This window comes from Rathayibacter sp. RFBD1 (assembly GCF_002932915.1).
GTDB lineage: Bacteria > Actinomycetota > Actinomycetes > Actinomycetales > Microbacteriaceae > Rathayibacter.
In genome coordinates, this window is record NZ_PSWQ01000002.1 from 104,097 (window position 1) to 127,651 (window position 23,555).

Below are 23,555 nucleotides of genomic sequence, written 5' to 3' on the forward strand. Positions count from 1 at the left end.
TGCGCTCTCCTCACCGCGGTCGGCTTCACCGGTGGTCGCGATTCGGAGAGCGGGTCGCGCTCGGCTAGCGGGAAACGCTGACACGCGTTTCCCGCGTTCGCCTCGAGGGCGGAACGTCCTCTCGACCTCGACGGATGTGCGCGACCGCTCCTCAGACGTGGAGGGCTGCTCGACGGCCCGCTGCGTGGTCGAAGCCGTGGCGGGGCGGGTCGCGCCTCACGGGGCAGGACGACGGGGCCGGGCCGCGTCGGCGGGGGACGAGGGCAGGGGGTGCTCGTCGTGTCCGTCGACGGTCAGGGATGGGCTGCGGTTCGGTGCGGACGTCGGAGAGCAGCAGACGGGGCGTCCTGGGTCAGGAGAGAGTCGTCGGAGCGCGGGCGGGCGCGGCGACGGGCGGAGCGGGGCGGCTCAGGGAGTGTTCAGGAAAGAGAGGGTTGCGTCGTTACCGGGTCGTTATATAGTTCAAGTGCGTCGACCGTTTGCTGTGGCGGGAAGCGCGAGAAGTGATTGCAGGACACTCTTGGTGCAAGGGAATGAAGGCCGGCCGCTCGCCTCAGCGGCCGGCCTTCTGTCGTTCCCCCGGCCCCGTTCCTCCGACTCCCCTCCTCTCAGCACCCCGGCGTAGGCTGTACGGCGTCTGGATGTCAGGGGACCGCTTCCTGAGCGCCGAAAAGGAGGACCAGTGGGGTCGAGAGAGGCCGTCGCCGCCTGGGAGTCGCTCTTCCGCGCCCAGGTCCAGGTGATGCGCACCCTGAGCACCGAGTTCCCCTCGCGGGAGATCTCGATGAACGAGTACGACGTGCTCTTCAACCTCACCCGGCAGCCCGGTCGGCGCGCACGGCTGCGCGACCTGAACCGGCACGTCCTCCTGACGCAGCCCAGCGTCAGCAGGCTGATCGACCGGCTCGCCGCCCGCGGCTGCGTCGAGAAGAGCGAGGATCCGGCGGACGCCCGCGGCACGATCATCGCGATCACCGACGAGGGCTACGCGCTCTTCCGCCGCGTCGCGCTCACCCACATGAGGACCATCTCGGAGCAGGTCGGCGGCGTCCTCGACGAGGACGAGCTGAAGCAGCTGACCGCGCTCTGCGACAAGCTCCGCGACGGCATCGCCTCCGCCTGATCCGTCCCCGCTAGCACGGGCCGCAGCGACCGGCCAGGTCTTCGCCGCGGCGCGGGACTCGCGGATCATGGTGGTCACCATGAGTGACACCTCCCCCACCCTCGTCTGGCTCCGCGACGACCTGCGCCTGGCCGACAACCCCGCTCTGCGCGCCGCGATCGACCGTGGCGGCCCCGTCGCGGTCTGCTACGTGCTCGACGAGGAGTCGGCGGGCATCCGTCCGCTCGGGGGCGCCTCCCGCTGGTGGCTGCACGGCAGCCTCGCCGCCCTCGCCGCCGACCTGCGCGAGCACGGCGCCCCGCTGATCCTGCGCCGCGGGCCGGCCGAGGCCGTCGTCCTCCAGCTCGCCGAGGAGATCGGCGCCGGAGCCGTGCACTGGAACCGCCGCTACGGGAGGGCCGAGCGCACTGTCGACGCGGCGGTGAAGGAATCGCTCCGCAACGGCGGCCTCGAGGCCGAGAGCCACCAGGGCTCGCTGATGTTCGAGCCGTGGACCGTGCAGACCGGCGCCGGCGGCCCCTACTCCGTCTACACGCCCTTCGCCCGTGCCTGCCGCGCCAAGCCGACGCCGCGCGCGCCGCTCCCCCGCCCCCGCTCGCTCGACGGCGTCGCGGGAGACATCGCCTCCGACTCCCTCGACGACTGGGAGCTGCTGCCCACGCGTCCCGACTGGGCGGGAGGGCTGCGCGAGCGCTGGGTCCCCGGCGAGAAGGCGGCGGCCGACCGGCTGCGCGCGTTCCTCGCGGAGCAGCTCGACGACTACGCCGACGGCCGCGACCGGCCGGCGGAGGACGCCACCTCGAACCTCTCCCCGCACCTGAGGTGGGGCGAGATCAGCCCCTTCCAGGTGTGGCACGCCCTGGAGGAGGCGCACGCGAAGGGCCTGCACCGCGGCGACGGCAGCGACCGGTTCCTCTCCGAGGTGCTCTGGCGCGAGTTCTGCTACCACCTGCTGTTCCACTGGCCGGATCTGGCGACCGCGAACTTCGACACCCGGTTCGACTCCTTCCCGTGGGGACGCCCCGGCCAGGAGGCGATCGACGCCTGGCACCAGGGGCGCACCGGCTACCCCCTGGTGGACGCAGGCATGCGCGAGCTCTGGAGCACCGGCTACATGCACAACCGGGTCCGGATGGTGACCGCGTCGTTCCTGATCAAGAACCTGCTGGTCGACTGGCGGGTGGGCGAGGAGTGGTTCTGGGACACCCTGGTGGACGCGGACCCGGCGAGCAACGCCGCGAACTGGCAGTGGGTCGCGGGCTCGGGAGCCGATGCGTCGCCGTTCTTCCGGGTCTTCAACCCGGTCACGCAGTCGAGGAAGTTCGACCCGGCCGGCGAGTACATCCGCCACAACGTGCCGGAGCTGGGCGGAGTCGAGGGCGCCGCCGTGCACGAGCCGTGGACGCTCGAGGACACGCTGACCGGAGGCGCGGACGGCTACCCGGCGCCCCTCGTCGACCTCAAGGAGACGCGGGCGCACGCGCTGGACGCCTTCGCGCAGATCAAGAGCGCCCCGCGCGACATCTCGCCGAGGGGCGACGACTGAGCGTCGCCGGCTAGACGCGTCCCGCCGGGCCGGTGGAGCGGCCGGACTCGGCGAGCGGGTCCTCCTCCCCGCCCTGATCGCGCAGATCGCGGGCCGGGATGCCGACGAGCACCGCCCCGTCGGGCGCGTCCTTCACCACGACGGCGTTCGCGCCCACGCTGACGTCCGATCCGAGCACGAGCGGGCCCAGGACGACCGCGCCGGCGCCGACGACCACCCGGTCGCCGAGCGTGGGGTGCCGACGCTCGCGCCGGGCCGACCTCCCGCCCAGCGTGACGGAGTGGTAGAGCATGCAGTCATCGCCGATCCGCGCGGTCTCGCCGATGACGACGCCCATGCCGTGGTCGATGAACAGACGCCGGCCGATGGTCGCACCGGGGTGGATCTCCACTCCGGTCGCCGCGCGCGCCGCCTGGCTGAGCAGCCGCGCGGGCAGGCGGAGGCCGCGCCGCCACCAGGCGTGCGCGACGCGGTGCACCCAGACCGCGTGCACTCCCGGGTAGGAGAGGACGACCTCCACCGCGCTCCGGGCGGCGGGGTCGCGCTCCCGGGCGGTGCGGACGTCCTCGCGGAGCAGGGCGAGGAGCCCGGGACGCTCCGGTCCGGACGGGACGCGGCGCTCCGGCCGACCGTCGCGTCCGGAGCGGGGCGTCCCGCCTCGTCTCGAGGGGCTCAGCTGCGGAGGTCCTCGTACAGGACGGTCGAGATGTACCGCTCGCCGAAGTCGCAGACGATGGCGACGATGGTCTTCCCCGCGTTCTCGGGGCGCTTCGCGACCTCGAGCGCGGCCCACATGATCGAGCCGGAGGAGATGCCGCCGAGGATCCCCTCCTGCGCGGCCATCTCGCGGGCCACCCGCACGGAGTCGTCGAGCGTCACGTCGATGATCTCGTCGTAGACCTCGCGGTCGAGGATCGCGGGGACGAAGTTGGCGCCGATGCCCTGGATCTTGTGCGGACCGGCGGTGCCCTGGGTGAGGAGCGGGGAGTCGATCGGCTCCACTCCGATGATCTGCACACCGGGCTTGCGCTCCTTGAGCACCTGGCCGACTCCGGTGATGGTGCCGCCGGTGCCGATGCCGGCCACGAAGACGTCGACCTCGCCGTCGGTGTCCTCCCAGACCTCCTCCGCGGTGGTGCGGCGGTGCACCTCGGGGTTGGCGGCGTTCTCGAACTGGCGGGCGAGGATCGCGCCGGGGGTCTCGTCGACGATCGCGCGGGCGCGCTCGACCGCTCCGCGCATGCCCTCGCTGCCGGGGGTGAGCACGATCTCGGCTCCGTAGGCGCGGAGGAGGACCCGGCGCTCGACGGACATCGTCTCGGGCATCGTGAGGACGACCTTGTAGCCGCGGGCGGCGCCCACCATCGCGAGCGCGATGCCGGTGTTGCCGCTCGTGCCCTCGACGATCGTCCCGCCGGGGTGCAGCTCGCCGGAGGCCTCGGCCGCGTCGATGATGGCGACGCCGATGCGGTCCTTCACGCTGTTCGCGGGGTTGTAGAACTCGAGCTTGGCGAGGACCGTCGCCTGGTCGGCGCCCTCCAGCCGGTTGATGCGGACGAGAGGGGTCCTGCCGACGAGCTGGGTCACGTCGTCGTGGATGCGTGCCATGGTGTGCGCTTTCTGCCGGGGCCGGCCGCCCGGGGCCCCGGAGCGGTGGGTGGAACGGGTGCTGCAGCGCCCCTCGGAGCGGCGCTCCCCCCACGATACGGATGCATCGACCCGAGGTCAGCACTCCGGACGCGCCCGCTCCTGCGCATCACCCGCCAGCTCCTCATCTCCACCGGGAGGAGGACGCCCCGCGGGCGCACCCGTCACGTACCATGAACTCGGGGGATCGCGCGACTGCTCGCGAGGCTTCTCGCCACCCTCCCTCACATCTCCGCGGCCCCGCGCCGCGTCGAAAGGACGACCGCTCCATGGCACTTCCCACTGCATCCCGCCGCTCCGTCCGGCCGCTCGGGATGTCGCTGCGGGCGGTCATGGGGTTCATCGGGATGAGCGCCGTGGCGGGCGTCCTGATCACCGTCGGCGTCACGCCGGCTCTCGCGCTGACGGGCCTGGCGACGAGCAACACGATCGGCATGTTCCAGAACCTGCCGGGCTACCTCGACGTGGGCCAGCTGATGCAGCGCACCAACGTCTACGCGAGCGACGGGACGACCCTCCTCGCCTCCGTCTACGACCAGAACCGCGTGGAGGTCGGCTGGGACGACGTCGCGCAGTCCGCGAAGGACGCCGCCGTCGCCGGCGAGGACCCGCGCTTCTACGAGCACGGCGGCATCGACCTCCAGGGCACGCTCCGGGCCATCGCCGTCACGCTGACGGGCGACGACCTGCAGGGCGGGTCGTCGATCACGCAGCAGTACGTCAAGAACGTCCTGGTGCAGAAGGCGGAGTCGATCACCGACGAGGCCGCGCGTGACAAGGCCTACCAGGAGGCGACGGACCCGACCCCCGAGCGCAAGCTCAAGGAGATGCGCCTCGCGATCGGCCTCGAGAAGGAGGCGTCGAAGGACGACATCCTGCTCGGCTACCTCAACATCGCCCTCTTCGGGGGCACCGTCTACGGCATCGAGGCCGCGGCGAACTACTACTACGGCATCCCCGCGAGCCAGCTCTCGACCTCGCAGGCGGCCGCGCTGCTGGCGATCGTGAACAACCCGGCGAAGTTCCGCTTCGACAACCCGGGCGACGAGGCGAACGGCGCCGCCAACGGCTACGCCGCCACCAAGGAGCGCCGCGACTACATCCTGTCGGAGGAGCTCAAGCACGGCCGGATCGACCAGGCCGCGCACGACGCCGCCGTCGCCGAGCCGATCACCCCGAACATCACGGAGCCCTCGACCGGCTGCACCACCGCCGGCAACGCCGCGTACTTCTGCGACTACGTGCTGAACGTCCTCCGCAACGACTCCGTCTTCGGGGCGACCGACGACGAGCGCTATCAGCGCATCCGCCAGGGCGGCTTCGACGTCGTGACGACCCTCGACCTCGACATCCAGCAGGTCTCGCAGGCGGCGCTCAACGCCTACATCCCCTCCGTCGACCCGCGCTTCCAGGTCGGCGCGACGGCCGCCTCCGTCGAGGCGAAGACGGGCCGCGTGCTCTCCATGGTGCAGAACACGCAGTACAGCCAGGACGAGCAGTTCCTCGCCGCGAACCCCGGCTACAGCGCGATCAACCTCAACGTCGACCTCAGCATGGGCGGCGGCTCCGGCGTGCAGACCGGATCGACCTACAAGGTGTTCACGCTGGCGCAGTGGCTGAAGGCGGGGCACACCGTCAACGAGTCGTTCGCCTCCCCCACCTCCGGCTTCAGCTCCTACCCCCAGAAGTGCAACGTCGAGGGCGACGGCGGCTACTACGGCAGGTTCTCGCCTCGCAACGACGACCCGTCGGAGGACGCGAGCTCGATGAGCGCGCTCGGCGCGACCACGAACTCGATCAACACCGGCTTCATGGGAATGGCGCAGCAGCTCGACCTCTGCGACATCCGCACCACCGCCGAGTCGTTCGGGATGCACCGCGCCGACGGCCGCGAGCTCGCCAACGGGCCGGCCTCGGTCCTCGGGACGAACGAGATCGCGCCGCTGACGGTGGCCAACGCCTACGCGGGGATCGCGAACGACGGCACGACCTGCTCGGCGATCGTCATCGACCGGATCACCGACAGCGAGGGCAACGCCGTCGCCGCCCCGGCATCGGCGTGCACGCCCTCCGTGTCGCCCGAGGTCGCCCGAGGGATGCAGTACGCGATGCAGCGGGTGATGACCTCCGGAACGGCCTACGCCTCGAACCCCTTCGACGGGATCGAGCACATCGGCAAGACGGGCACCACCGACGAGGCCGCCGACGTATGGACGGCGGGCGCCAGCAAGGCCGCCTCCCTGGCGGTCTGGGTCGGCAGCATCAACGGCTTCGCCGACAACACCAAGCAGAACCTGCGCTTCATCAGCCTGACGGGCGAGAAGGGGACCATCCGCGCCTCCAACGCCCGGCACGCCATCTGGAAGCCGATCATGACGGCGCTCGACGAGAAGTACGGCGGCGACGACTTCACGGCACCGCCGGCCTCGATGCTCGCGTACTCGCCGCGATCGGCGGCGAACTCCGAGGTCCCCGACGTCACGGGCGAGACGGTCGAGAGCGCCACGGCGATCCTCACCGCCGCCGGTTTCGTCGTCGGGATGCACGAGTCGGTCGACTCCGCGACGATCCCTGAGGGCTCCGTGGTGTCGACGACGCCGAGCGCGGAGGAGACGGCGGTCGCCGGCGGGGTGATTCCCCTCCAGGTGAGCACGGGCAAGGCTCCGGCCAATCCGAACGACATCTCGGACCTGAACGGCGACCTGATCGAGTAGAGACGTCGCCCGTCCCGTGAAGGGGCCGATCCCTCTGGGGTCGGCCCCTTCTGCTGTCGCAGGCGCCGGGCCTGCGCGGGCGCCGTCGCGCCGACTCCGGGCGGACGGGCGTCCAGCGCGGCCGTGGCGCGCCTCGTCGGGGATGTCGCAGGCCTCGCCTAGGGTGCTGGTGCAGCGAGAGGATCCATCCTGAAGCGACCGAACGTCCCCGTCTTCCAGCCCCGTCGAACCGTCCACGGGGCTCTCGGCGCGCTGTTCGGATTCGTGATCGTCAGCGTCCTGGCGGGTCTGCTCGCCTCGCTCGTGGTCGCCCCCGCCGCCGCGCTCACCGGCGCGGCGACCTCCGGCACCATCTCGGCGTTCCAGTCCCTCCCGAGCTACCTCGAGGTCGGGCGCCTGATGCAGAAGAGCGACGTCTACGCGGGCGACCCGGACGATCCGACGCTGCTGGCCTCCTTCTACGACCAGAACCGGATCGAGGTGCCGGCCGACCGGATCGCCGACTCCGTGAAGGACGCCCTCGTCGCGAGCGAGGACCCGCGCTTCTACGACCACGGCGGGATCGACCTGCAGGGCACCCTCCGCGCCATCGCCAGCACCTACCTCCTCGACGGCGACACCCAGGGCGGCTCGTCGATCACGCAGCAGTACGTGAAGAACGTGCTGGTGCAGAAGGCCGAGTCGATCCCGGACGAGGCGGACCGCGACCGCGCGTACGCGGAGGCGACGGCGACCACGGCCGAGCGCAAGCTCAAGGAGATGCGGCTCGCGATCGGGCTCGAGAAGGTGTCCTCGAAGGACGACATCCTCCTCGGCTACCTCAACATCGCGCTGTTCGGAGGCACCGTCTACGGCATCGAGGCCGCGGCGGAGTACTACTACGGCATCCCGGCGGCCGACCTCTCCCTCGCGCAGTCCGCCTCGCTCCTGGCGATCGTGAACAACCCCGAGAAGTTCCGCTTCGACCGTCCGGACGACACGGCCAACGGCGAGGCGAACGGATACGCGCAGACCCGGGAGCGGCGCGACTACATCCTCGACCGGATGCTCGAGACGGGGAGCATCGACCAGGCGGCGCACGACGCCGCGGCCGCCGAGGCGATCACCCCCGACATCACCCCGCCGTCCACCGGCTGCCAGACGGCCGGCAGCGCGGCCTACTTCTGCGACTACGTGACCCACGTCCTCCGAGACGACCCGGCGCTCGGAGCGACCGACGACGAGCGCTACGCGGCGATCAAGCAGGGCGGCATCAAGGTCTACACGACGATCGACCTCGATCTGCAGAGGACCGCGCAGGAACTGATGGACGAGCAGGTCCCCTCCTCCGATCCGCGCTTCGACGTCGGGGCGACGGCGGTCGCCGTCCAGAACGGCACCGGGCGCATCCTCACGATGGTGCAGAACAAGCGCTACAGCCAGGACCCGGACGTGATCGCGAGCGGGCCGGAGTTCTCGGCGATCAACCTCAACGTCGACGCGTCCGCGGGCGGCGGCAACGGCTTCCAGACCGGCTCCGCCTACAAGGTGTTCACGCTCGCCGAGTGGCTCGACCGCGGGCACACCCTGCTCGAGCAGTTCGACTCGAAGCAGAAGAACTGGACCGGCTTCGCCGACAGCTGCGAGGGCACCTGGGACTACGACTCCTACAACCCCAAGAACGCCGGCGACGGCGGTTACACCGACACCCAGACGGCGCTGTACTCGACGATCTACTCGCTGAACACGGGCTTCACCGGGATGTCGCACCTGCTCGACCAGTGCGAGATCCGCAAGCAGGCCGAGGCCTTCGGAGTGCACCGCGCGGACGGGACCGCGCTCGTGCAGTCGCCGGGAGCGGTCCTCGGCACCAATGAGATCGCACCGCTCACCATGGCGACCGCCTATTCCGGCATCGCCGCGAACGGCACGACCTGCACCCCCGTCGCGATCACGGCGATCGTCGGAGCCGACGGCCGCGAGATCGAGCCGGTGGAGACGACCTGCAGCCGGGCGGTGTCGTCGAGGGTCGCCTCGGCGATGCAGTACACGATGCTCAAGGTGACCGCCGAGGGCACGGGTGTCGAGGACGATCCGAAGAACGGCATCCAGCACATCACCAAGACGGGCACCACCGACAACTCCGCCGACACCTGGGCCATCGGCGCCTCGACCGAGACCTCCCTCGCGGTCTGGGTCGGCAGCATCTCGGCACGCGCGGACGGCTCGAGGGTGAACCTCGACTCGATCGACTTCGACAGCGGCTGGGCGCCCTCGGCACGCCACCGGATCTGGAAGCCGTTGATGACGGCGATCGACTCCCGCTACGGCGGCTCCGACTTCCCGCAGGCCGACCAGTCGCTCATCGCGGCGCCGCAGGTCACCGTGCCGGACCTGTCGGGCCGGACCAGCGACTCCGCCGCGCAGGCGCTGATTGCCGCAGGGCTCACTCCCGGAGCGACGTCGCAGGTCGACTCGACGCAGCCGATGAACACCGTGGCCGGCACAGGTCCGGCCGCGGGCACCCGCGTGGACAAGGGCTCGGTGGTGGGCGTGCAGCTGAGCACGGGGAAGGCGCCGCCCGCTCCCGCTCCGGGCGGCTGACACCGCAGGTCAGCGACGTCGCCGGTCGGCGAGGATCTGCGACGGGAACGGGTCAGGGGGAACGGGTCAGGGAAGCCGGCTCAGGGCCCGACGGCGCCGGCGGGGAGCAGCCCGAACTCGACGAGCTCGTCGTCGGTGAGCAGTCGGCTGCGGATCATGAAGCGCTTTCCCTCGGGGGCTTCGACGCTGAATCCGCTGCCCCGTCCGTCGACGAGGTCGACGGTGAGGTGGGTGTGCTTCCAGTACTCGAACTGGGAGCGGGACATCCAGAAGTCGATCGGGTCCAGGCCGTCGAGCCGGAGCGATTCGACGAGCACGTCCGAGGCGCCGGTGCGGAACATCCCGGCGGGGAAGCACATCGGGGAGCTGCCGTCGCAGCATCCGCCCGACTGGTGGAACATGAGCGGCCCGTGCAGCGCCGTCATCCGGCGGAGCATGCTTGCCGCCTCCGCAGTGACGTCGACCCTCGTGGAGGTCATGGGTGGTGCTCCTTCGCTCGTGGTGCGGAATGTCTGTGTGCGCCCGACCGCTGACGGCGGACGCTCCTCCGGGCGGCGTCTCGATACGCCGCAGCGCGGACTACTCGATCAACATGAGGGGGCGCCCCCTCGTCCGATGCCTCGCCCGAAGAGCCGAGCACCGTTCTCCCGCGCGCCACCAGGTACCTCGCCCACAGGGCCGAGCACCGTTCTCCCGCGCGTCGTCAGGTGCCTCGCCCGCAGGGCCGAGCACCGTCCTTCCGCGCGCCGCCAGGTGCCTCGCCCGCAGGGCCGAGCACCGAACGGCGGATCCGCGTGCCAGCGGATCCGTCTCGGTGCGGACGCTCCCCGCTCCTCCCCACCCGGCCACGTCGGCGAGCCGACCGCGGCACGGGCGACGAGGAACGAGGAGCCCGTGCGAACCAGCACCGAACGGCGGATCCGCGTGCCAGCGGATCCGTCTCGGTGCGAACGCTCCCCGCTCCTCCCCACCCGGCCACGTCGGCGAGCCGACCGCGGCACGGGCGACGAGGAACGAGGAGCCCGTGCCAACCAGCTCAGAAGAAGCCCATCGGTCCTTCCGCGTAGGAGACGAGGAGGTTCTTCGTCTGCTGGTAGTGGTCGAGCATCACCTTGTGGTTCTCGCGTCCGATGCCCGACTGCTTGTAGCCGCCGAACGCCGCGTGCGCAGGGTACTGGTGGTAGGTGTTCGACCAGACGCGGCCGGCTTCGATGGCCCGGCCGGCGCGGTAGAGCTGGGCGCCGTTGCGGCTCCACACTCCGGCGCCGAGGCCGTAGAGGGTGTCGTTGGCGATGCCGATCGCGTCGTCGAAGTCGTCGAAGGAGGTGAGGGCGAGGACGGGGCCGAAGATCTCCTCCTGGAAGATGCGCATCGAGTTGCGGCCCTCGAACACGGTCGGGTTGACGTAGTACCCGCCGCTGAGCTCGCCGCCGAGGTCGGCGCGGTCGCCGCCGATGAGCAGCTTCGCTCCCTCCTGCTTGCCGATGTCCATGTAGGAGAGGATCTTCTCGAGCTGGTCGTTCGAGGCCTGGGCGCCGATCATCGTGGCGGTGTCGAGCGGGTTGCCCTGTTTGATCCGCTTGACCCGCTCGAGGCCGTCACCGACGAAGTCGTCGTAGATCGAGCGCTGCACGAGCGCCCGCGACGGGCAGGTGCAGACCTCGCCCTGGTTGAGGGCGAAGAACGAGAAGCCCTCGAGCGCCTTGTCGTAGAAGGAGTCGCGTTCCGCGGCGACGTCGGCGAAGAACACGTTGGGGCTCTTGCCGCCCAGCTCCAGCGTCACCGGGATGAGGTTCTCGCTGGCGTACTGCATGATCAGGCGGCCGGTGGTCGTCTCGCCGGTGAAGGCGATCTTGCGGATGCGCGGGTGGGAGGCGAGCGGTGCGCCCGCTTCGAACCCGAATCCGTTGACGACGTTGAGCACGCCGGCGGGGATGAGGTCGCCGATCAGGTCGAGCAGCACGTGGATGGACGCCGGCGTCTGCTCGGCCGGCTTCAGCACCACGCAGTTGCCCGCGGCGAGCGCCGGCGCGAGCTTCCACACGGCCATCAGGATCGGGAAGTTCCAGGGGATGATCTGCCCGACCACGCCCAGCGGCTCGTGGAAGTGGTACGCGATCGTGTCGTGGTCGATCTCGGAGACGCCTCCCTCCTGCGCGCGGATCGCTCCGGCGAAGTAGCGGAAGTGGTCGATGGCGAGGGGGATGTCGGCGGCGAGGGTCTCGCGCACGGGCTTGCCGTTCTCCCATGTCTCGGCGACGGCGAGCAGCTCGAGGTTCGCCTCCATGCGGTCGGCGATCTTCAGGAGCACGTTCGAGCGCTCGGCGGGGCTGGTCTTCCCCCAGCTCGCGAACGCCTTCCAGCCCGCCTCGACGGCGCGGTCGACGTCGGCGGCGGTGCCGCGGGCGATCTCGCAGAAGGGCTTCCCGGTGATCGGGGTGATGTTCTCGAAGTACTGGCCGCTCGCGGGGGCGACGTACTCGCCTCCGATGTAGTGGTCGTAGCGCGAGCGGAAGGAGGCGACGGATCCCTCCGTGCCTGGATTCGCGTAGACCGTGGAACCCGGCTCCTGCGGTGCCTGCTCGGCGACCTGGTCGGCGTACAGCGTCATGTGGACCTCCATCGACGTCGTTGTCGTGGGCGCGGGGTGGGCGCCCGGTCCTGACGCTACGTCGCGGGGGGTTGCACGACGTTGCACGGGTCGACGCACCGGCGGGAGCGGCGAGGACGGAGACCGGACCGGCCGGGCGGAGACGCGGCCGCCCGAGGAGGAGGGCCCCGCGGCCCGGACCTCAGACGCTCGCGAGCAGGCGCTGGGCGATCCGGCTCATGTAGACGCCGTAGGTCATCGTGGCCGCTGCGGCTCCCGCGCCGACCCAGGACCACACCTGCGGCCAGGCGGAACCGTCGACGAGGACCACGACGACTCCGATCGCTCCGACCAGCGTCGTCCAGGTGGCGAGCCAGAGGTCGAGGGTCCGGCCGAAGATCCTCGCCATCGGGTAGAAGTGCAGGCCCACGATCACGGCGATGGCCGGCACGAGGAACCGCTCGAGCCCGGTGCCGGTGAGGACACCCACCGCGACACCGATCAGCACGCCCTCCGCGGCGAAGACCGCTCCGAACAGCAGACCGTTCGGCTTCGCCGCGTGGTCGGCGTCGGTGAGCTCCACCGCCATCCTCCGCCGGGCGACGAGGAGGCGGACGGCCTGCACGGCGAAGACCACGGCCGCGAGCGCGCAGAGGGTCACGGCGGTCGTCGCCGCCGGTGCCGGCCAGCCGACCGTGGTGTCGCTCGCCCACCACATCGTGAAGACCGCCATCAGGAGCAGGCCCCCCGCGACTCCGCTCGCGAGGGCCCGGGGAGGTGGTGCGAGGGTGCTCATGCGTCGAGGCTAGCGAGGCGGCTCCGCGGCCGGACGGCTCCGGCGGCACTCCCGGGAGCGACCGGAACGGCTCAGCGCTGCTCCGCCTCGATCGTCTCGAGGTGCGCGGCGACACCGGCACGCCGGGGCGAGCGGGGCGGGAGGACGCGCAGGAGCTCCCGCCACACCTCCGCGTCGTCGCGGCCGTCAGGGCCCTCCGCCCAGGCGAGGAGGGTCGCGGGCGCCGCATCGGCGAGGACGCTCGCCCGCACCCGCAGGCGCAGCTCGCCGGCGATCGCCCGGATCCCCGGCGCCTCGGACGAGGGCAGCGGCGCGCCCCGGTAGGCGTCCAGGGCGAGGCGGTGGGAGCCGCGGTCGAGCAGGCCCAGCACCTGGCGGGCGTCGAGGTCGACCGGGCTCGCCAGGCGGTAGGGGCGCGAGAGGGGCACCAGGCGCGGGAGGGTCGGCTCGAGCGCGCGGCGCAGCCGCACCATCTCGGCGCGGACGGTGACCACCGCGTCGTCCCGGCCGTGGAGCAGGAGGGCGAGCTGCTCGGCCGAGAGCCCGGCCCGGTGCCAGGCGAGCAGGGTCAGGATCTCGGCGTGCCGGGTGCTCAGCTCGAGCGTCGCTCCGGCGGCCGTCACCAGGCCCGTCTCGCGCCCGAGGACACGCAGGCTCGGCGCCCGGGCCGCCGCCGTGCTCCGTGCGGCGGGCCGCCGCGGGCGGAGGAGCCGCTGCACCATCAGCTCGCTCTCGACGGCGGCGGCGGTCGCCTCCATCAGCGGGAGGGTCTGCGGGGCGACGACGTCGGCGCCGCCGGTGATGTCGATCACTCCGAGGATCTCGTGCGTCTCGGGGTCGTGCACGGGGACGGCGGTGCAGCTCCACGGGTGCACGAGCGAGGCGAAGTGCTCGGCGCCGTGGATCTGCACGCCGTGATCGAGCACGAGGGCCGTCCCCGGCGCGGACGTCCCGACGTCGGGCTCGGCCCACGCCGCGCCCTCGACGAACGACATCCCCTCGGCGAGGCTCTTGAGGTGCTGGTCCCCGTCGATCCAGAGCAGCCGCCCGAGCGCGTCGCCCACCGCGACGAGCACGCCGCTGTCCTCGTCGGCGTCGCGCACCAGCAGGCGGCGGATGACAGGGAGGACCGAGGCGAGCGGATGCCCGGTGCGGTACTCGCGGAGGTCGTCTCCCGAGAACGAGAGCGGTGCCGTCAGCCGGTCCGGATCGAGGCGCCGCCGCCGTGCGCGCTCCCACGACTCCTCGACCAGCGCGCGCCGCCGACCGCTGCCAGGGCGGGCCAGCCACGGGTTGGTCATGCGCTCCGCCTCGTCGTCGGGTCGGTGGGAGTCGACGCTACTCCGCGGAGCGCGGCGGCGCCTCTCTCCGCGCACCGGAGCGGCCGCGCCCCCGCACCGCCAGCAGCAGCACCGCCGCCACCAGCACCGCGACGCCCAGGACGGCTCCAGCGGTCAGCCGCTCCCCCAGCACCGCCACGCCGAGGAGAGTCGCGGTCGCCGGCTCCAGGAGGGTGAGCGTCGAGACGGTCGCCGCGGGAAGCGCTCGCAGGCCGCGCGCGAAGAAGGTGTAGGCCACGGCGACCGTCACCACTCCGAGCCAGAGCGCGGCCGGGATCGAGCCGGAGAGCCGCGACGGATCGCCCAGCAGCAGGAACGGGAGCGCGAGCAGCGCCGCGGCTCCGAACTGGGCTCCCATGGCGGCGACGGGGCTGAGCCCGCGCTCGAGCAGCAGCTTGCCGCAGACGGCGTAGAGCGCGTAGGAGGCGCCGGCGCCGGCCGAGGCGGCGAGGCCGGGGAGCGTCACGCCGCCGGATCCGCCGCCGCTGAGGAGCACCACGCCGACCGCGGCGAGCGCGGTCGAGGCGAACCAGCGCGGGCTCGGCGTCGTCCGCAGGACGAGCCACTCCAGCAGGCCGGTGAAGGCGGGAGCGGAGCCGAGGGCGACGATCGTGCCGACCGCGACTCCGTTCTGCGCGGTGCCGGTGAAGAAGGCGGGCTGGTACGCGGCGACGCCGACCGCTCCGAGCACGACGAGCAGCACGACGGCGCGGGTCGGGCGGGAGCGGCTCCGCCGGCGCAGAGCCTCCACGCCGAGGAGAGCGGCCAGCAGGGCGCCGCCGAGGACGATGCGCGCCGCCCCGAGGAGGAGCGGATCCACGCCCGCCGCTCCGAGGGCCTGGGCGGTCCCCGTCGTGCCGAAGCAGACGGCGGCGAGGAGGACGGCGCCGATCGCCGAGGTCCGGGCCCCGCTCATCCCGCCCCGCTCCCCCGGCCGCCTGATGACCGGCTCCCAGTGTCCCAGGGATGGGCGCGTGCTCTTCCGCCTCTCGCACCGGGGGCCCAGGATGGAGGGACCGGACTAGCGGAGGAGCACGACGTGGGCATCGCGGAACCGTTCGACCTCGAGGACCACCACCGCAGCGCGCACGGCGCCCTGCGCGAGCACTTCTCGGTGCGCGAGTTCGAGGAGGTGCCGCTGGACCGCGAGGCCATCGTCGCCACCGCGTACCTGCGGGCGATCGAGCACGCCACCGTGGCCCGGGTGCTCCCCCTCGCGCGCGCCCACCCCGACGAGCAGGTCCGCGCGTTCGCGTCCGTCTGGGCCGCCGAGCGGCACCGGATCGCCGACGCCCTGGGCGACGTGCTCGCGGCCTCGCCGCAGATCCGCGGCATCGACATCCGCCCGCCGGAGCCGACGGTGAGGTCGCGCCCGCTCCTCGACCGCGCCGCGGCCTCCCTCGCCGGCCCCGTCGCGCTGGCCCTCGCGGTGGACGCCCGGGTCGCGGTGCACGGCTACCGCCGGCTCGCCCGGCTCTCGCTGCACCCCGAGATGGAGCGCCTCGCCGAGACGGTCACGGGCATCCTCGAGCGGCAGGCCGACTTCTTCACGGTGCACGCGGCGGGACGCCTCGGACGCCCGCTGCCGCGCCGGGTGCAGGCGGCCGGCCTGCTCGCCGTGCTGCGCCTCCCGATCGGCGAGGCCGACCTGCCGGAGGCTCTCGCCCGCGAGGGTCGGGAGCTCGTCTTCGGCCGGGACGACGGCGGACTCGACGGGATCGACGCGGGCGTCGTCGCGGCGTTCGCGCTGCCCTGCACGGCGGCCCGGCGGCTCGTGCACCCGTACCGGCCGGTGTCGATCCGTGCCGCGCACCGCCTCGGACGGCTCGCAGCCGACACCCGCGCCGCCGTCACGACCCTGCTGGAGCAGGTGCGCGAGTAGCGGCGGCGCTCAGCCCAGCAGCTCGCGCACGTCCTCGGCGGTGATCCCGCCGGTGGCCGCCGCGCCGTCGTCCGACATGACCGCGGCGAAGAGCGCGGCCTTCGCCTCCTTGAGGGCCATCACCTTCTCCTCGATCGTGTCCTTCGCGACCAGGCGGTAGACCATGACCGAGCGGGTCTGCCCGATGCGGTGCGCACGGTCGACCGCCTGCGACTCGGTGGCGGGGTTCCACCACGGGTCGAGCAGGATGCAGTAGTCGGCCTCGGTGAGGTTGAGCCCGAAGCCGCCGGCCTTGAGCGAGATCAGGAACACGCCCGCCGCGCCCGAGCGGAACCGCTCGATGACCTCGTCGCGCTTCTTCGTCGCTCCGTCGAGGTAGGCGTACTCGATGCCCGCCGCGTCCAGCCGGCCGCGGACCCGGCCGAGGAACCGCGTGAACTGGCTGAACACCAGCACGCGGTGCCCCTCGCCGAGGGCGTCGCCCAGCAGCTCGTCGAGCAGGTCGAGCTTGGTCGAGGGCACGCTCTCGTGCGCCTCGTCGACCAGTGCCGCGTCGAGCGCGACCTGGCGCAGCACGGTCAGCGCGCGGAAGATCGCGAAGCGGTTCTTCTCGAAGTCGCCGATCAGGCCCAGCACGCGCTGCCGCTCCCGCGCCAGGTACGTGTCGTAGACCTTCCGCTGCTTCGGGCCGAGCTCGACCTCGAGGGTCTGCTCCTGCTTGGGCGGCAGCTCCTTGGCGACGAGCTCCTTGGTGCGCCGCAGCATCAGCGGGCGGATGCGCCGCCGCAGCTGCGAGAGCTTCTCGCTGTCGGCCTCGCGCTCGATCGGCTTCTGGTAGAACTCGACGAACCCGGCGGGCGAGGGGAACAGGCCCGGAGCGACGATCGACAGCAGCGACCAGAGCTCCATCACGTTGTTCTCCATCGGCGTTCCCGTGATGGCGAGCTTGAAGGGCACGTCGAGCCGGCGCGCGAGCTGGTGCGTCGCCGACTGGCGGTTCTTGACGAACTGCGCCTCGTCGAGGAGGAGCCCCGACCACTGGATGCCCGAGTACGACTCGTAGTCGAGCCGGAACAGGGCGTAGGAGGTGACGACCAGCTCGGCCTCGCCGATGACGCTGGAGAGCGCCTTCCGCTTCTTCTTCGACGTCTCGTCGATCCCGACGACGCGGAGGTCCGGGGCGAAGCGCTTGGCCTCGCCGACCCAGTTGGGCACCACGCTGGTGGGAGCGACGACGAGGAACGGGCGCGGCGAGGTGCCCGCCTCCGCGGCCGCGGCGCGCTGCTCCTGCATCACCCGGGTGACCAGGGCGAGGGACTGCACGGTCTTGCCCAGGCCCATGTCGTCGGCGAGCACGCCGCCGAGCTGGTTGTCGTAGAGGAACGAGAGCCAGTCGTAGCCGAGCTGCTGGTAGGGCCGCAGCTCCACGGCGAAGCCCTCGGGCAGGACCCGCGACTCCAGCGCACCGGTCGCGGTGAAGCCGGAGAGCCCCTCCACGGAGCGGCGCCACGCGGCGGCCTGCGCCTCCACGACGCCCAGCTCGACCAGCTCGTCCCAGAGGGAGGACTGGAACCGGCTGATCCGCAGGGTCTCGCCGGGGTCGTCCGAGAGCTCGCGGGCCTCGGCGATCAGCTCGCGGAGGCGGCCGAACCGCTCGTCGTCGAGGGCGAAGTAGACGCCGCTGGGCAGCACCATGTACTCGTCGCCGCGGGCGAGCGCGAGGAAGATCTCGGCCAGCGGGACCGCCTCGTCGTTGACGGTGACGGAGATCTCGAGGTTGAACCAGTCGCGGCTGTCGGGCTGGGCGACGGTCTGCACGGCGACCACGGGCGCGGTCTGCGCCTCGCGGTACTCGACGCGCTCGCCGATCTCCTCGATCTCGACGGTGCCGAGCTCCCGGAGCCGCTCGACCTCGCCGGTGAGGAAGCCGACGGTCTGCATGCCGCGCAGGTCGAAGGTGGGGCGCAGGCGCCTGCTCGACGGGGACACCAGGGCGGGCGTCGACTCCGGGTCGAGACCCGCTCCGACGAGGGAGTCGAGGATCCGCTGCTCGGCCTCGGGGTCGCGGTAGCCGGCGTCCTCGCCGACCCGCAGCGGGAGCCGCTCGGCGTCCACGCCGCCACGCGCTCCCTCCACTCCGTAGCGCCACCACCACGAGCCGCGCAGGCCCGCGCCGTCGGTGTGCTCGAGGGTGAGGCCGAGGCGCGGCTCGGGCACCGCCGGCGCCTCGAAGGAGCCGTCGCGGGAGACGATGTCGAACAGCCGGTGCAGCCGCTGGTAGTGCTCGGTGAGGAACGCCGACTCCTCGGCCACCGGGATGCGGATGGCCTCGCGGCTCCAGAGGAACGTGCGCGCGGAGGACAGCAGCGGCGCGGCGAACGGGATGAGCGTGACAGGGCGGGCGCGCATCTCGTCGCCGCCCTCCCACGTGTAGAGGCCGACGGCCGGGTCGCCGATGAAGCCGAACTCCTCGGGCGCCGGGTGGTCGCCGATCGCGACGAGCGAGCGCAGCTCGAGGCCGGCGGCGGTGCGCGTGACGTCGATGGAGGCGGTGGCCGTCGTGTCGAGGATCTTCAGCGGCGTCTGGTCGCGGTCGCCCATCACCAGGCCGATGCCCGCGCGGACGGCGCCGTGCAGTGCCGCCCAGATCGCCTCGCTCCGGCACTGGTCGAGGTAGAGCCAGGTGTCGGGCGAGTGGTAGCTGGAGGCGCTGTGCCCGGAGAGCAGGCCCTGCATCTCGCGGATCACGTCGATCTGGCGCTCGTCGTAGTCGTGGCTGTAGTGCAGGTAGCCGAGGTCACGCCAGCTGGTGCCGGTGCGGACCCAGCGATCGCGGTCGCCCATCCGCACCGGGCGCACGCCCAGGCGCGGGCGCGGCTCGGGCGGCGGCCGGTAGGAGTTGTAGCGGCCGGGCGGGCGACGCACGGGCTCGCCGGGCAGCAGCTCGAACTGCAGGCCGAGCGGGATGCCGGTGTGCGAGCGCTCCGCGCCGGCGAGGAGCGGGGCGAGCGCGCTGCGCCACTCGGGGACGGCGTCGACAGCGGCCTCGCCCGGGAAGGGACCGGCCACTCCGCCCTCGCGCTCGCGGCGCAGGGCCTCGATCAGGACGGCGGCAACGTGCTTGCACTCGTGCTTGACCGGGCAGCTGCAGGCGCCGCCGAGGAGGGTCCAGTGCTCGCCCTCGTCGCGGAGCTGCACGCTCACGGCGTACGGCGAGCGCCCGGATCCGCGGACCTGGCCGAAGAGGCGGGTGCGGCCGCCGAACCACTGCAGCTCGCGCACGCGGCCCTCGTCCGCGTACGCGGTGCCCTTCTCGACGGCGGCGGTTCCGACGAGGGCGCGGATGTCCTGCTCGGAGAAGGGCTCGTGGCCGGCGGTCACCGGCCCGGGTGCGGCCGACGGCAGCACCTCACCGGGGGGACTCTGGCGGGCCATGGACCTCACGCTCTCCGCGCTCGAACGAGCGCATCCGTCTATTCAACCCGATTCCGGAGGCGCTGCGAGCCGCGGGCCGGGATCCGTGGAGGACGCACGGCCGTCCCTACGATGGAGGGATGCCCCGTCTGGCCGTCGTCTCGGCGCACACCTCCCCGCTCGAGCAGCCGTCGACGGGCGACGCGGGCGGGATGAACGTGTACCTCGCGGCGGTGCTCCCGGAGCTGGCGGCGCTCGGCTGGGAGATCGAGGTGCTGACCCGCGGTGAGGGCGTCCGGATGCTCGCGCCGGGTGTGCGAGTGGTCGGCGTGCCGGTGCCGGCGGGCGACAAGTACGCGCTGGCGGCCGCGGCGCCGGACTTCGCGCGCGCCGCGGAGGGGGCCGACGTCGTGCACTCCCACTACTGGGTGTCGGGCCTCGCGGGGGCGCTCACCGGCAGGCCGCACGTGCACTCGATGCACTCGGGCTCGCTCGCGAAGAACGCCCGGCTCGCCCCGGGCGACGTCGCGGAGCCGCAGCAGCGGATCGACGCGGAGCGCTCCGTGCTCGCCTCCGCCGACGCGATCGTGGTGGCGGGCGCCTCGGAGCGGGAGGACGTCGTCAGCGGGTACGGCGCGGATCCGGACCGGGTCGTCGTGGTGCCGCCCGGAGTCGACGCGCGGTTCCGCCCGGGCGGCGGCGAGCGCTCCGGAGTCGTCCTGGTCGGCCGGGTGCAGCCGCTCAAGGGCCAGCTGCTGGCGGTCGAGGCGCTCGCGAGAATCGCGCCGGCGGAGCGGCCGGTGCTGCGGCTGGTGGGCGGGGCGGCACCGGGCCGGGAGTCGTACCTCGACGCGGTGCGCGCCGCGGCGGCTCCGCTGAGAGACCGCGTGCTGATCGAGGGGGCAGCCGACCGCGACCAGGTGGCGGAGCGGCTCCGGAGCGCGCAGCTGGCGCTCGTGCCCTCGGCGGCCGAGACCTTCGGGCTCATCGCGCTCGAGGCGGCCGGCAGCGGCACTCCCGTGCTCGCGCGCAGGACGACCGGCCTGGTGGACGCGGTGCGCGACGGCGGGAGCGGCGTGCTGCTCGACTCCGACTCCCCCGCGGCGTGGGCCGAGGCGATCCTGACCCTGCTGGGCTCGCGCGGTGAGCTGGCGCGTCTCGGCCGCGGCGGCGTCGACTGGGCGGCCGCCCACTCCTGGCCGGCCGCCGCCGCCCGGCTGGACGCCGTCTACCGCGGCCTGACGGCCCGCTGAGGGAACCGCGGACCCTCGATGAACCCAGCGCCTTCGGAATGCCACGACGGGTCGGGATTCCCTCGGTGCAGGGACGGGTGTCAATCGGCGATGGCGGGGGCCCCGGGGTCGAGGCGGGCGCCGCGGGTGGAGCGGTACCAGGGCGCGAGGCGGTCGGGCGAGACCGCGACCATCGCGGCGCCCGTGAATCCGGCGTCGTTGCCGAAGCGGGCGGGGACGATCTCGGTGCCGATGTCGAGGAAGCGGGCGAACTCGTCGAAGACGTGCGCCGCCGCGCCGCCGATCACGAACAGCTGCGGCGAGAGCAGCATCTCGAGGTGCCGGTAGTAGACGCTGAGGCGACCCGCCCACTCCTCGAGGGTGATGCCCTCGCGGCGGACGGCCGAGAAGCCGACCTGCGGCTCGAAGTCGGGACCGTCGATGTGCAGGTGCCCGAGCTCGGAGTTGGGGATCACCACGCCCTCGTGGACGAGCGCCGTCCCGATGCCGGTGCCGAGGGTGGTCAGCAGGAGGAGGCCCTCGCGTCCGCGCATCGCGCCGAACTCGCGCTCGGCGACCCCTGCCGCGTCCGCGTCGTTGACGACGACGACGTCGACCCCGGTCGCCTCCGAGAGGAGGGCCTGCGCGTCGAGCCCGACCCAGCGCTGCGAGACGTGGGTGGTCTGGCGGACGACGCCGCCGCGGACGATCCCGGGGAAGCCGACGCCCACGGGCGTGCCCGCGATCGGCGAGACGTCCCGGACGATTCCGGCGATCGCCTCGGCGAAGTCCTCGGGCTCCTTGCCCAGCGGGTTCGCGACCGCGAAGCGCCGAGCCGCCCGCTCGCCGGTGGTGACGTCGACGAGGGACGCCTTGATCGACGTCCCCCCGATGTCGACGCCGACGGCGAAGCGCGGGAGGAGGCCGTCGTGGGGCTGGGTCACGGATGCTCCGTCTGCAGTGGTGGGCGAGTGCGGGGACTCGCGAAAACGGTCGGCCCGTCGGATCCGGGATCGCGACGAGCCGAAGGCGATTCTACGAGCCGTCAGGTGCGCGCGGGCTCCGAGAGGGCGCGGAGGACGAAGTCGATCACCGGCTCGTAGAGGTGGACGGCCAGCCCGTCGTCGATCGGGACGACCACCTCGATCGAGCCCTGCGCCTCGGCGACGAACACCGCCGGGTCGTTGCAGTCGGCGATCGCGATGACCGGCAGCCCCCGCCGGCCGGCCGCGCCCGCGAAGCCGTGGTCGGCGACGACCAGGTCGGGGCGGATGCCGAGCTCGTCGAGGCGGTCGAGCAGCGCGTCCATCGGCTCCGGCGAGTGCGTGTGCTGCAGCCCTCCCCCGCGGTAGACGCAGGTGACCCCGCCGGTGCACCACAGGGCCTGGTGCTCGTCCGCGAGAGGAACGCGGATGCCGTCGGGGGCGGCGAACGGGAGCGCGTTCACGTCGATCACGCGAGCGCCCCGCTCCGTCGCGGCAGCAGCGAAGCGGCGGTAGACGTCCATCAGGGTCGCGGGGTGCGCGGTGGCGAACAGGAGGAGCGCCCCCTCGCGGACAGCGGCGGCGAACCGGTCGCGGTAGCGGGCGAGCCCCGCGACCGTCAGGCGGGCGTCGATCCGGTCCTGCCCGCTCTCGAAGGAGGGGTCGGTGCTGATCCCCACGCGCTCCCTCATCAGGGCGAGCAGGCTCTCGAGCGTCCAGTGCTCGGCCACGTCCACCCCGTAGAGGTGCGCGGGCTCGCGGGCGGCGAGCCGGCGGAGGTTGCCGAGGTTGCTCGCGCGGCCGGTGAGGACGTCCCCGGCGAGGAGGGAGGAGTCGAGGTACGCCTCGAGCTCGGAGTCGGGACGCGGCATGCGGGACCTCTCGATCGACGGGGAGCTCCCAGGCTACGGGCAGTTCAGGTGTTGACATCCGATCCGTCACCGATATATCGTTACTGCATCGCCGACAGATCGGGAGCAGCCGCTCCCGACGGGCGACCGGATCCGATCGAAAGGGATCCCCTCACGACAGAGAGCAGCACACCCATGAACTCCAGGACCTTCTTCTCCGACGACCGCCGCGACTCGTGCGACGGCGACCACTCCTCCCGCCACGAGCACCCCGGCCGCGGACAGCGCCGCGGACCCGGCGGTCACGGCCGCGGCTTCGGGCCCGGCTTCGGCTTCGGCCCGGGCTTCGGCCCCGGCTTCGGCGGCCCCTTCGGCCGCGGCGGAGGACGCGCCCGACGCGGTGACGTCCGCGCGGCCCTCCTCTCCCTCCTCTCCGAGAAGTCCTCGAACGGCTACGGCCTGATCAAGGCCATCGCCGAGAAGACGAACGGATCGTGGCGTCCCAGCCCCGGCTCCGTCTACCCCACCCTCCAGCAGCTCGTCGACGAGGGCCTCATCACGGCCGTCGGCGAGGGCCGCGGCACCGAGTACCAGCTCACGGACGCGGGCGGCACCTACGTGCGCGAGCACGCCGACGAGCTCGACGCGGCCTGGGAGGCCACCCCCGGCGCGAGCGACGCCGATCGCGCCTTCATGGAGAACGTCGGCAAGCTGATGGGCGTCGTGCAGCAGTTCCGCGGAGCGACCGAGGCGCAGCGCGCCGCCGCCTCCGCCAAGCTCGACGAGACCCGTCGCGCGCTGTACCTCATCCTCGCCGACTGACCTCGGCTCCCCTCCCGCGATCCGTCGCGGGA

Annotated in this window: 17 protein-coding genes; 7 read left to right on the plus strand and 10 right to left on the minus strand. The window is 72.6% G+C overall.

Features of this window, described 5'->3' with window-relative positions:
* The first annotated feature begins 742 nt into the window (after positions 1-742).
* Both C5D50_RS00615 and C5D50_RS00620 read left to right on the plus strand, forming a co-directional pair.
* Positions 743-1,123: a MarR family winged helix-turn-helix transcriptional regulator gene (locus C5D50_RS00615; RefSeq protein WP_104226067.1), complete on the plus strand. Its 381-nt coding sequence runs from the start codon at positions 743-745 to the stop codon at positions 1,121-1,123.
* A 79-nt stretch (positions 1,124-1,202) separates the two neighbouring features.
* Complete coding sequence (locus tag C5D50_RS00620; protein WP_104282468.1) at positions 1,203-2,669, plus strand: deoxyribodipyrimidine photo-lyase; 1,467 nt, start codon at positions 1,203-1,205, stop codon at positions 2,667-2,669.
* Between the two features lie 10 nt (positions 2,670-2,679).
* Here the strand turns inward: C5D50_RS00620 and epsC are convergent, their stop codons facing one another.
* A complete protein-coding gene (epsC, locus tag C5D50_RS00625; protein ID WP_104262415.1) occupies positions 2,680-3,246 on the minus strand; it encodes a serine O-acetyltransferase EpsC in 567 nt (188 codons plus the stop codon).
* Between the two features lie 95 nt (positions 3,247-3,341).
* Positions 3,342-4,277, minus strand: a complete 936-nt coding sequence (cysK, locus tag C5D50_RS00630) for a cysteine synthase A (protein ID WP_104237779.1) — start codon at positions 4,275-4,277, stop codon at positions 3,342-3,344.
* A 308-nt stretch (positions 4,278-4,585) separates the two neighbouring features.
* Here cysK and C5D50_RS00635 point away from each other — a divergent pair, with 308 nt between their 5' ends.
* Both C5D50_RS00635 and C5D50_RS00640 read left to right on the plus strand, forming a co-directional pair.
* Positions 4,586-7,030, plus strand: a complete 2,445-nt coding sequence (locus C5D50_RS00635) for a penicillin-binding protein (protein ID WP_181028729.1) — start codon at positions 4,586-4,588, stop codon at positions 7,028-7,030.
* 264 nt (positions 7,031-7,294) lie between these two features.
* On the plus strand, positions 7,295-9,613 hold the full coding sequence (locus C5D50_RS00640) for a transglycosylase domain-containing protein (protein WP_104282443.1): 2,319 nt from the start codon (positions 7,295-7,297) through the stop codon (positions 9,611-9,613).
* A gap of 80 nt (positions 9,614-9,693) precedes the next feature.
* On the opposite strand, the gene C5D50_RS00645 is transcribed toward C5D50_RS00640, so the two are convergent.
* The 5 genes from C5D50_RS00645 to C5D50_RS00665 all read right to left on the minus strand — a co-directional run bounded on the left by C5D50_RS00645 (position 9,694) and on the right by C5D50_RS00665 (position 15,255).
* Entirely contained in the window at positions 9,694-10,092 is a 399-nt protein-coding gene (locus tag C5D50_RS00645; protein WP_104233437.1) for a DUF779 domain-containing protein, read from the minus strand.
* 557 nt (positions 10,093-10,649) lie between these two features.
* The gene (locus C5D50_RS00650; RefSeq protein ID WP_104282469.1) at positions 10,650-12,224 is read right to left on the minus strand and encodes an aldehyde dehydrogenase family protein; all 1,575 of its coding nucleotides are present in this window, start codon (positions 12,222-12,224) and stop codon (positions 10,650-10,652) included.
* A 181-nt stretch (positions 12,225-12,405) separates the two neighbouring features.
* Complete coding sequence (locus C5D50_RS00655) at positions 12,406-12,999, minus strand: hypothetical protein (RefSeq protein WP_104282444.1); 594 nt, start codon at positions 12,997-12,999, stop codon at positions 12,406-12,408.
* Positions 13,000-13,070: 71 nt separating this feature from the next.
* Positions 13,071-14,300 carry a GAF domain-containing protein gene (locus tag C5D50_RS00660; RefSeq protein WP_104224191.1) on the minus strand — a complete coding sequence of 410 codons (1,230 nt, stop codon included), beginning with the start codon at positions 14,298-14,300 and terminating at the stop codon, positions 13,071-13,073.
* Positions 14,301-14,337: 37 nt separating this feature from the next.
* Entirely contained in the window at positions 14,338-15,255 is a 918-nt protein-coding gene (locus C5D50_RS00665; protein ID WP_104282445.1) for an EamA family transporter, read from the minus strand.
* Positions 15,256-15,378: 123 nt separating this feature from the next.
* Between C5D50_RS00665 and C5D50_RS00670 the strand changes: the two genes are divergently transcribed.
* Positions 15,379-16,221 (plus strand): hypothetical protein, encoded by an 843-nt coding sequence (locus tag C5D50_RS00670; protein WP_104225933.1) that lies wholly within the window; start codon positions 15,379-15,381, stop codon positions 16,219-16,221.
* Between the two features lie 9 nt (positions 16,222-16,230).
* Here the strand turns inward: C5D50_RS00670 and C5D50_RS00675 are convergent, their stop codons facing one another.
* Positions 16,231-19,656, minus strand: coding sequence for a DEAD/DEAH box helicase (locus C5D50_RS00675; RefSeq protein WP_104282446.1), 3,426 nt, complete (start codon positions 19,654-19,656; stop codon positions 16,231-16,233).
* Between the two features lie 119 nt (positions 19,657-19,775).
* Here C5D50_RS00675 and C5D50_RS00680 point away from each other — a divergent pair, with 119 nt between their 5' ends.
* Entirely contained in the window at positions 19,776-20,888 is a 1,113-nt protein-coding gene (locus tag C5D50_RS00680) for a glycosyltransferase (protein WP_104282447.1), read from the plus strand.
* Positions 20,889-20,968: 80 nt separating this feature from the next.
* Here the strand turns inward: C5D50_RS00680 and C5D50_RS00685 are convergent, their stop codons facing one another.
* Entirely contained in the window at positions 20,969-21,811 is an 843-nt protein-coding gene (locus C5D50_RS00685; protein ID WP_244229583.1) for an ROK family protein, read from the minus strand.
* Positions 21,812-21,912: 101 nt separating this feature from the next.
* Positions 21,913-22,722, minus strand: a complete 810-nt coding sequence (locus C5D50_RS00690) for a phosphatase (protein WP_104282448.1) — start codon at positions 22,720-22,722, stop codon at positions 21,913-21,915.
* 174 nt (positions 22,723-22,896) lie between these two features.
* On the opposite strand from C5D50_RS00690, the gene C5D50_RS00695 reads away from it, so the two are divergent.
* Positions 22,897-23,523 (plus strand): PadR family transcriptional regulator, encoded by a 627-nt coding sequence (locus C5D50_RS00695; RefSeq protein ID WP_104224185.1) that lies wholly within the window; start codon positions 22,897-22,899, stop codon positions 23,521-23,523.
* Positions 23,524-23,555: the final 32 nt, after the last annotated feature.

Bases quoted from the DNA above. Each gene is read 5' to 3' on its own strand.
- C5D50_RS00615 (WP_104226067.1), top strand. From the start codon at position 743: ATGCGCACCCTGAGCACCGAGTTCCCCTCGCGGGAGATCTCGATGAAC.
- C5D50_RS00620 (WP_104282468.1), top strand. From the start codon at position 1,203: ATGAGTGACACCTCCCCCACCCTCGTCTGGCTCCGCGACGACCTGCGC.
- cysK (WP_104237779.1), bottom strand. From the start codon at position 4,277: ATGGCACGCATCCACGACGACGTGACCCAGCTCGTCGGCAGGACCCCT.
- C5D50_RS00635 (WP_181028729.1), top strand. From the start codon at position 4,586: ATGGCACTTCCCACTGCATCCCGCCGCTCCGTCCGGCCGCTCGGGATG.
- C5D50_RS00645 (WP_104233437.1), bottom strand. From the start codon at position 10,092: ATGACCTCCACGAGGGTCGACGTCACTGCGGAGGCGGCAAGCATGCTC.
- C5D50_RS00650 (WP_104282469.1), bottom strand. From the start codon at position 12,224: ATGACGCTGTACGCCGACCAGGTCGCCGAGCAGGCACCGCAGGAGCCG.
- C5D50_RS00655 (WP_104282444.1), bottom strand. From the start codon at position 12,999: ATGAGCACCCTCGCACCACCTCCCCGGGCCCTCGCGAGCGGAGTCGCG.
- C5D50_RS00660 (WP_104224191.1), bottom strand. From the start codon at position 14,300: ATGACCAACCCGTGGCTGGCCCGCCCTGGCAGCGGTCGGCGGCGCGCG.
- C5D50_RS00665 (WP_104282445.1), bottom strand. From the start codon at position 15,255: ATGAGCGGGGCCCGGACCTCGGCGATCGGCGCCGTCCTCCTCGCCGCC.
- C5D50_RS00675 (WP_104282446.1), bottom strand. From the start codon at position 19,656: ATGGCCCGCCAGAGTCCCCCCGGTGAGGTGCTGCCGTCGGCCGCACCC.
- C5D50_RS00680 (WP_104282447.1), top strand. From the start codon at position 19,776: ATGCCCCGTCTGGCCGTCGTCTCGGCGCACACCTCCCCGCTCGAGCAG.
- C5D50_RS00690 (WP_104282448.1), bottom strand. From the start codon at position 22,722: ATGCCGCGTCCCGACTCCGAGCTCGAGGCGTACCTCGACTCCTCCCTC.
- C5D50_RS00695 (WP_104224185.1), top strand. From the start codon at position 22,897: ATGAACTCCAGGACCTTCTTCTCCGACGACCGCCGCGACTCGTGCGAC.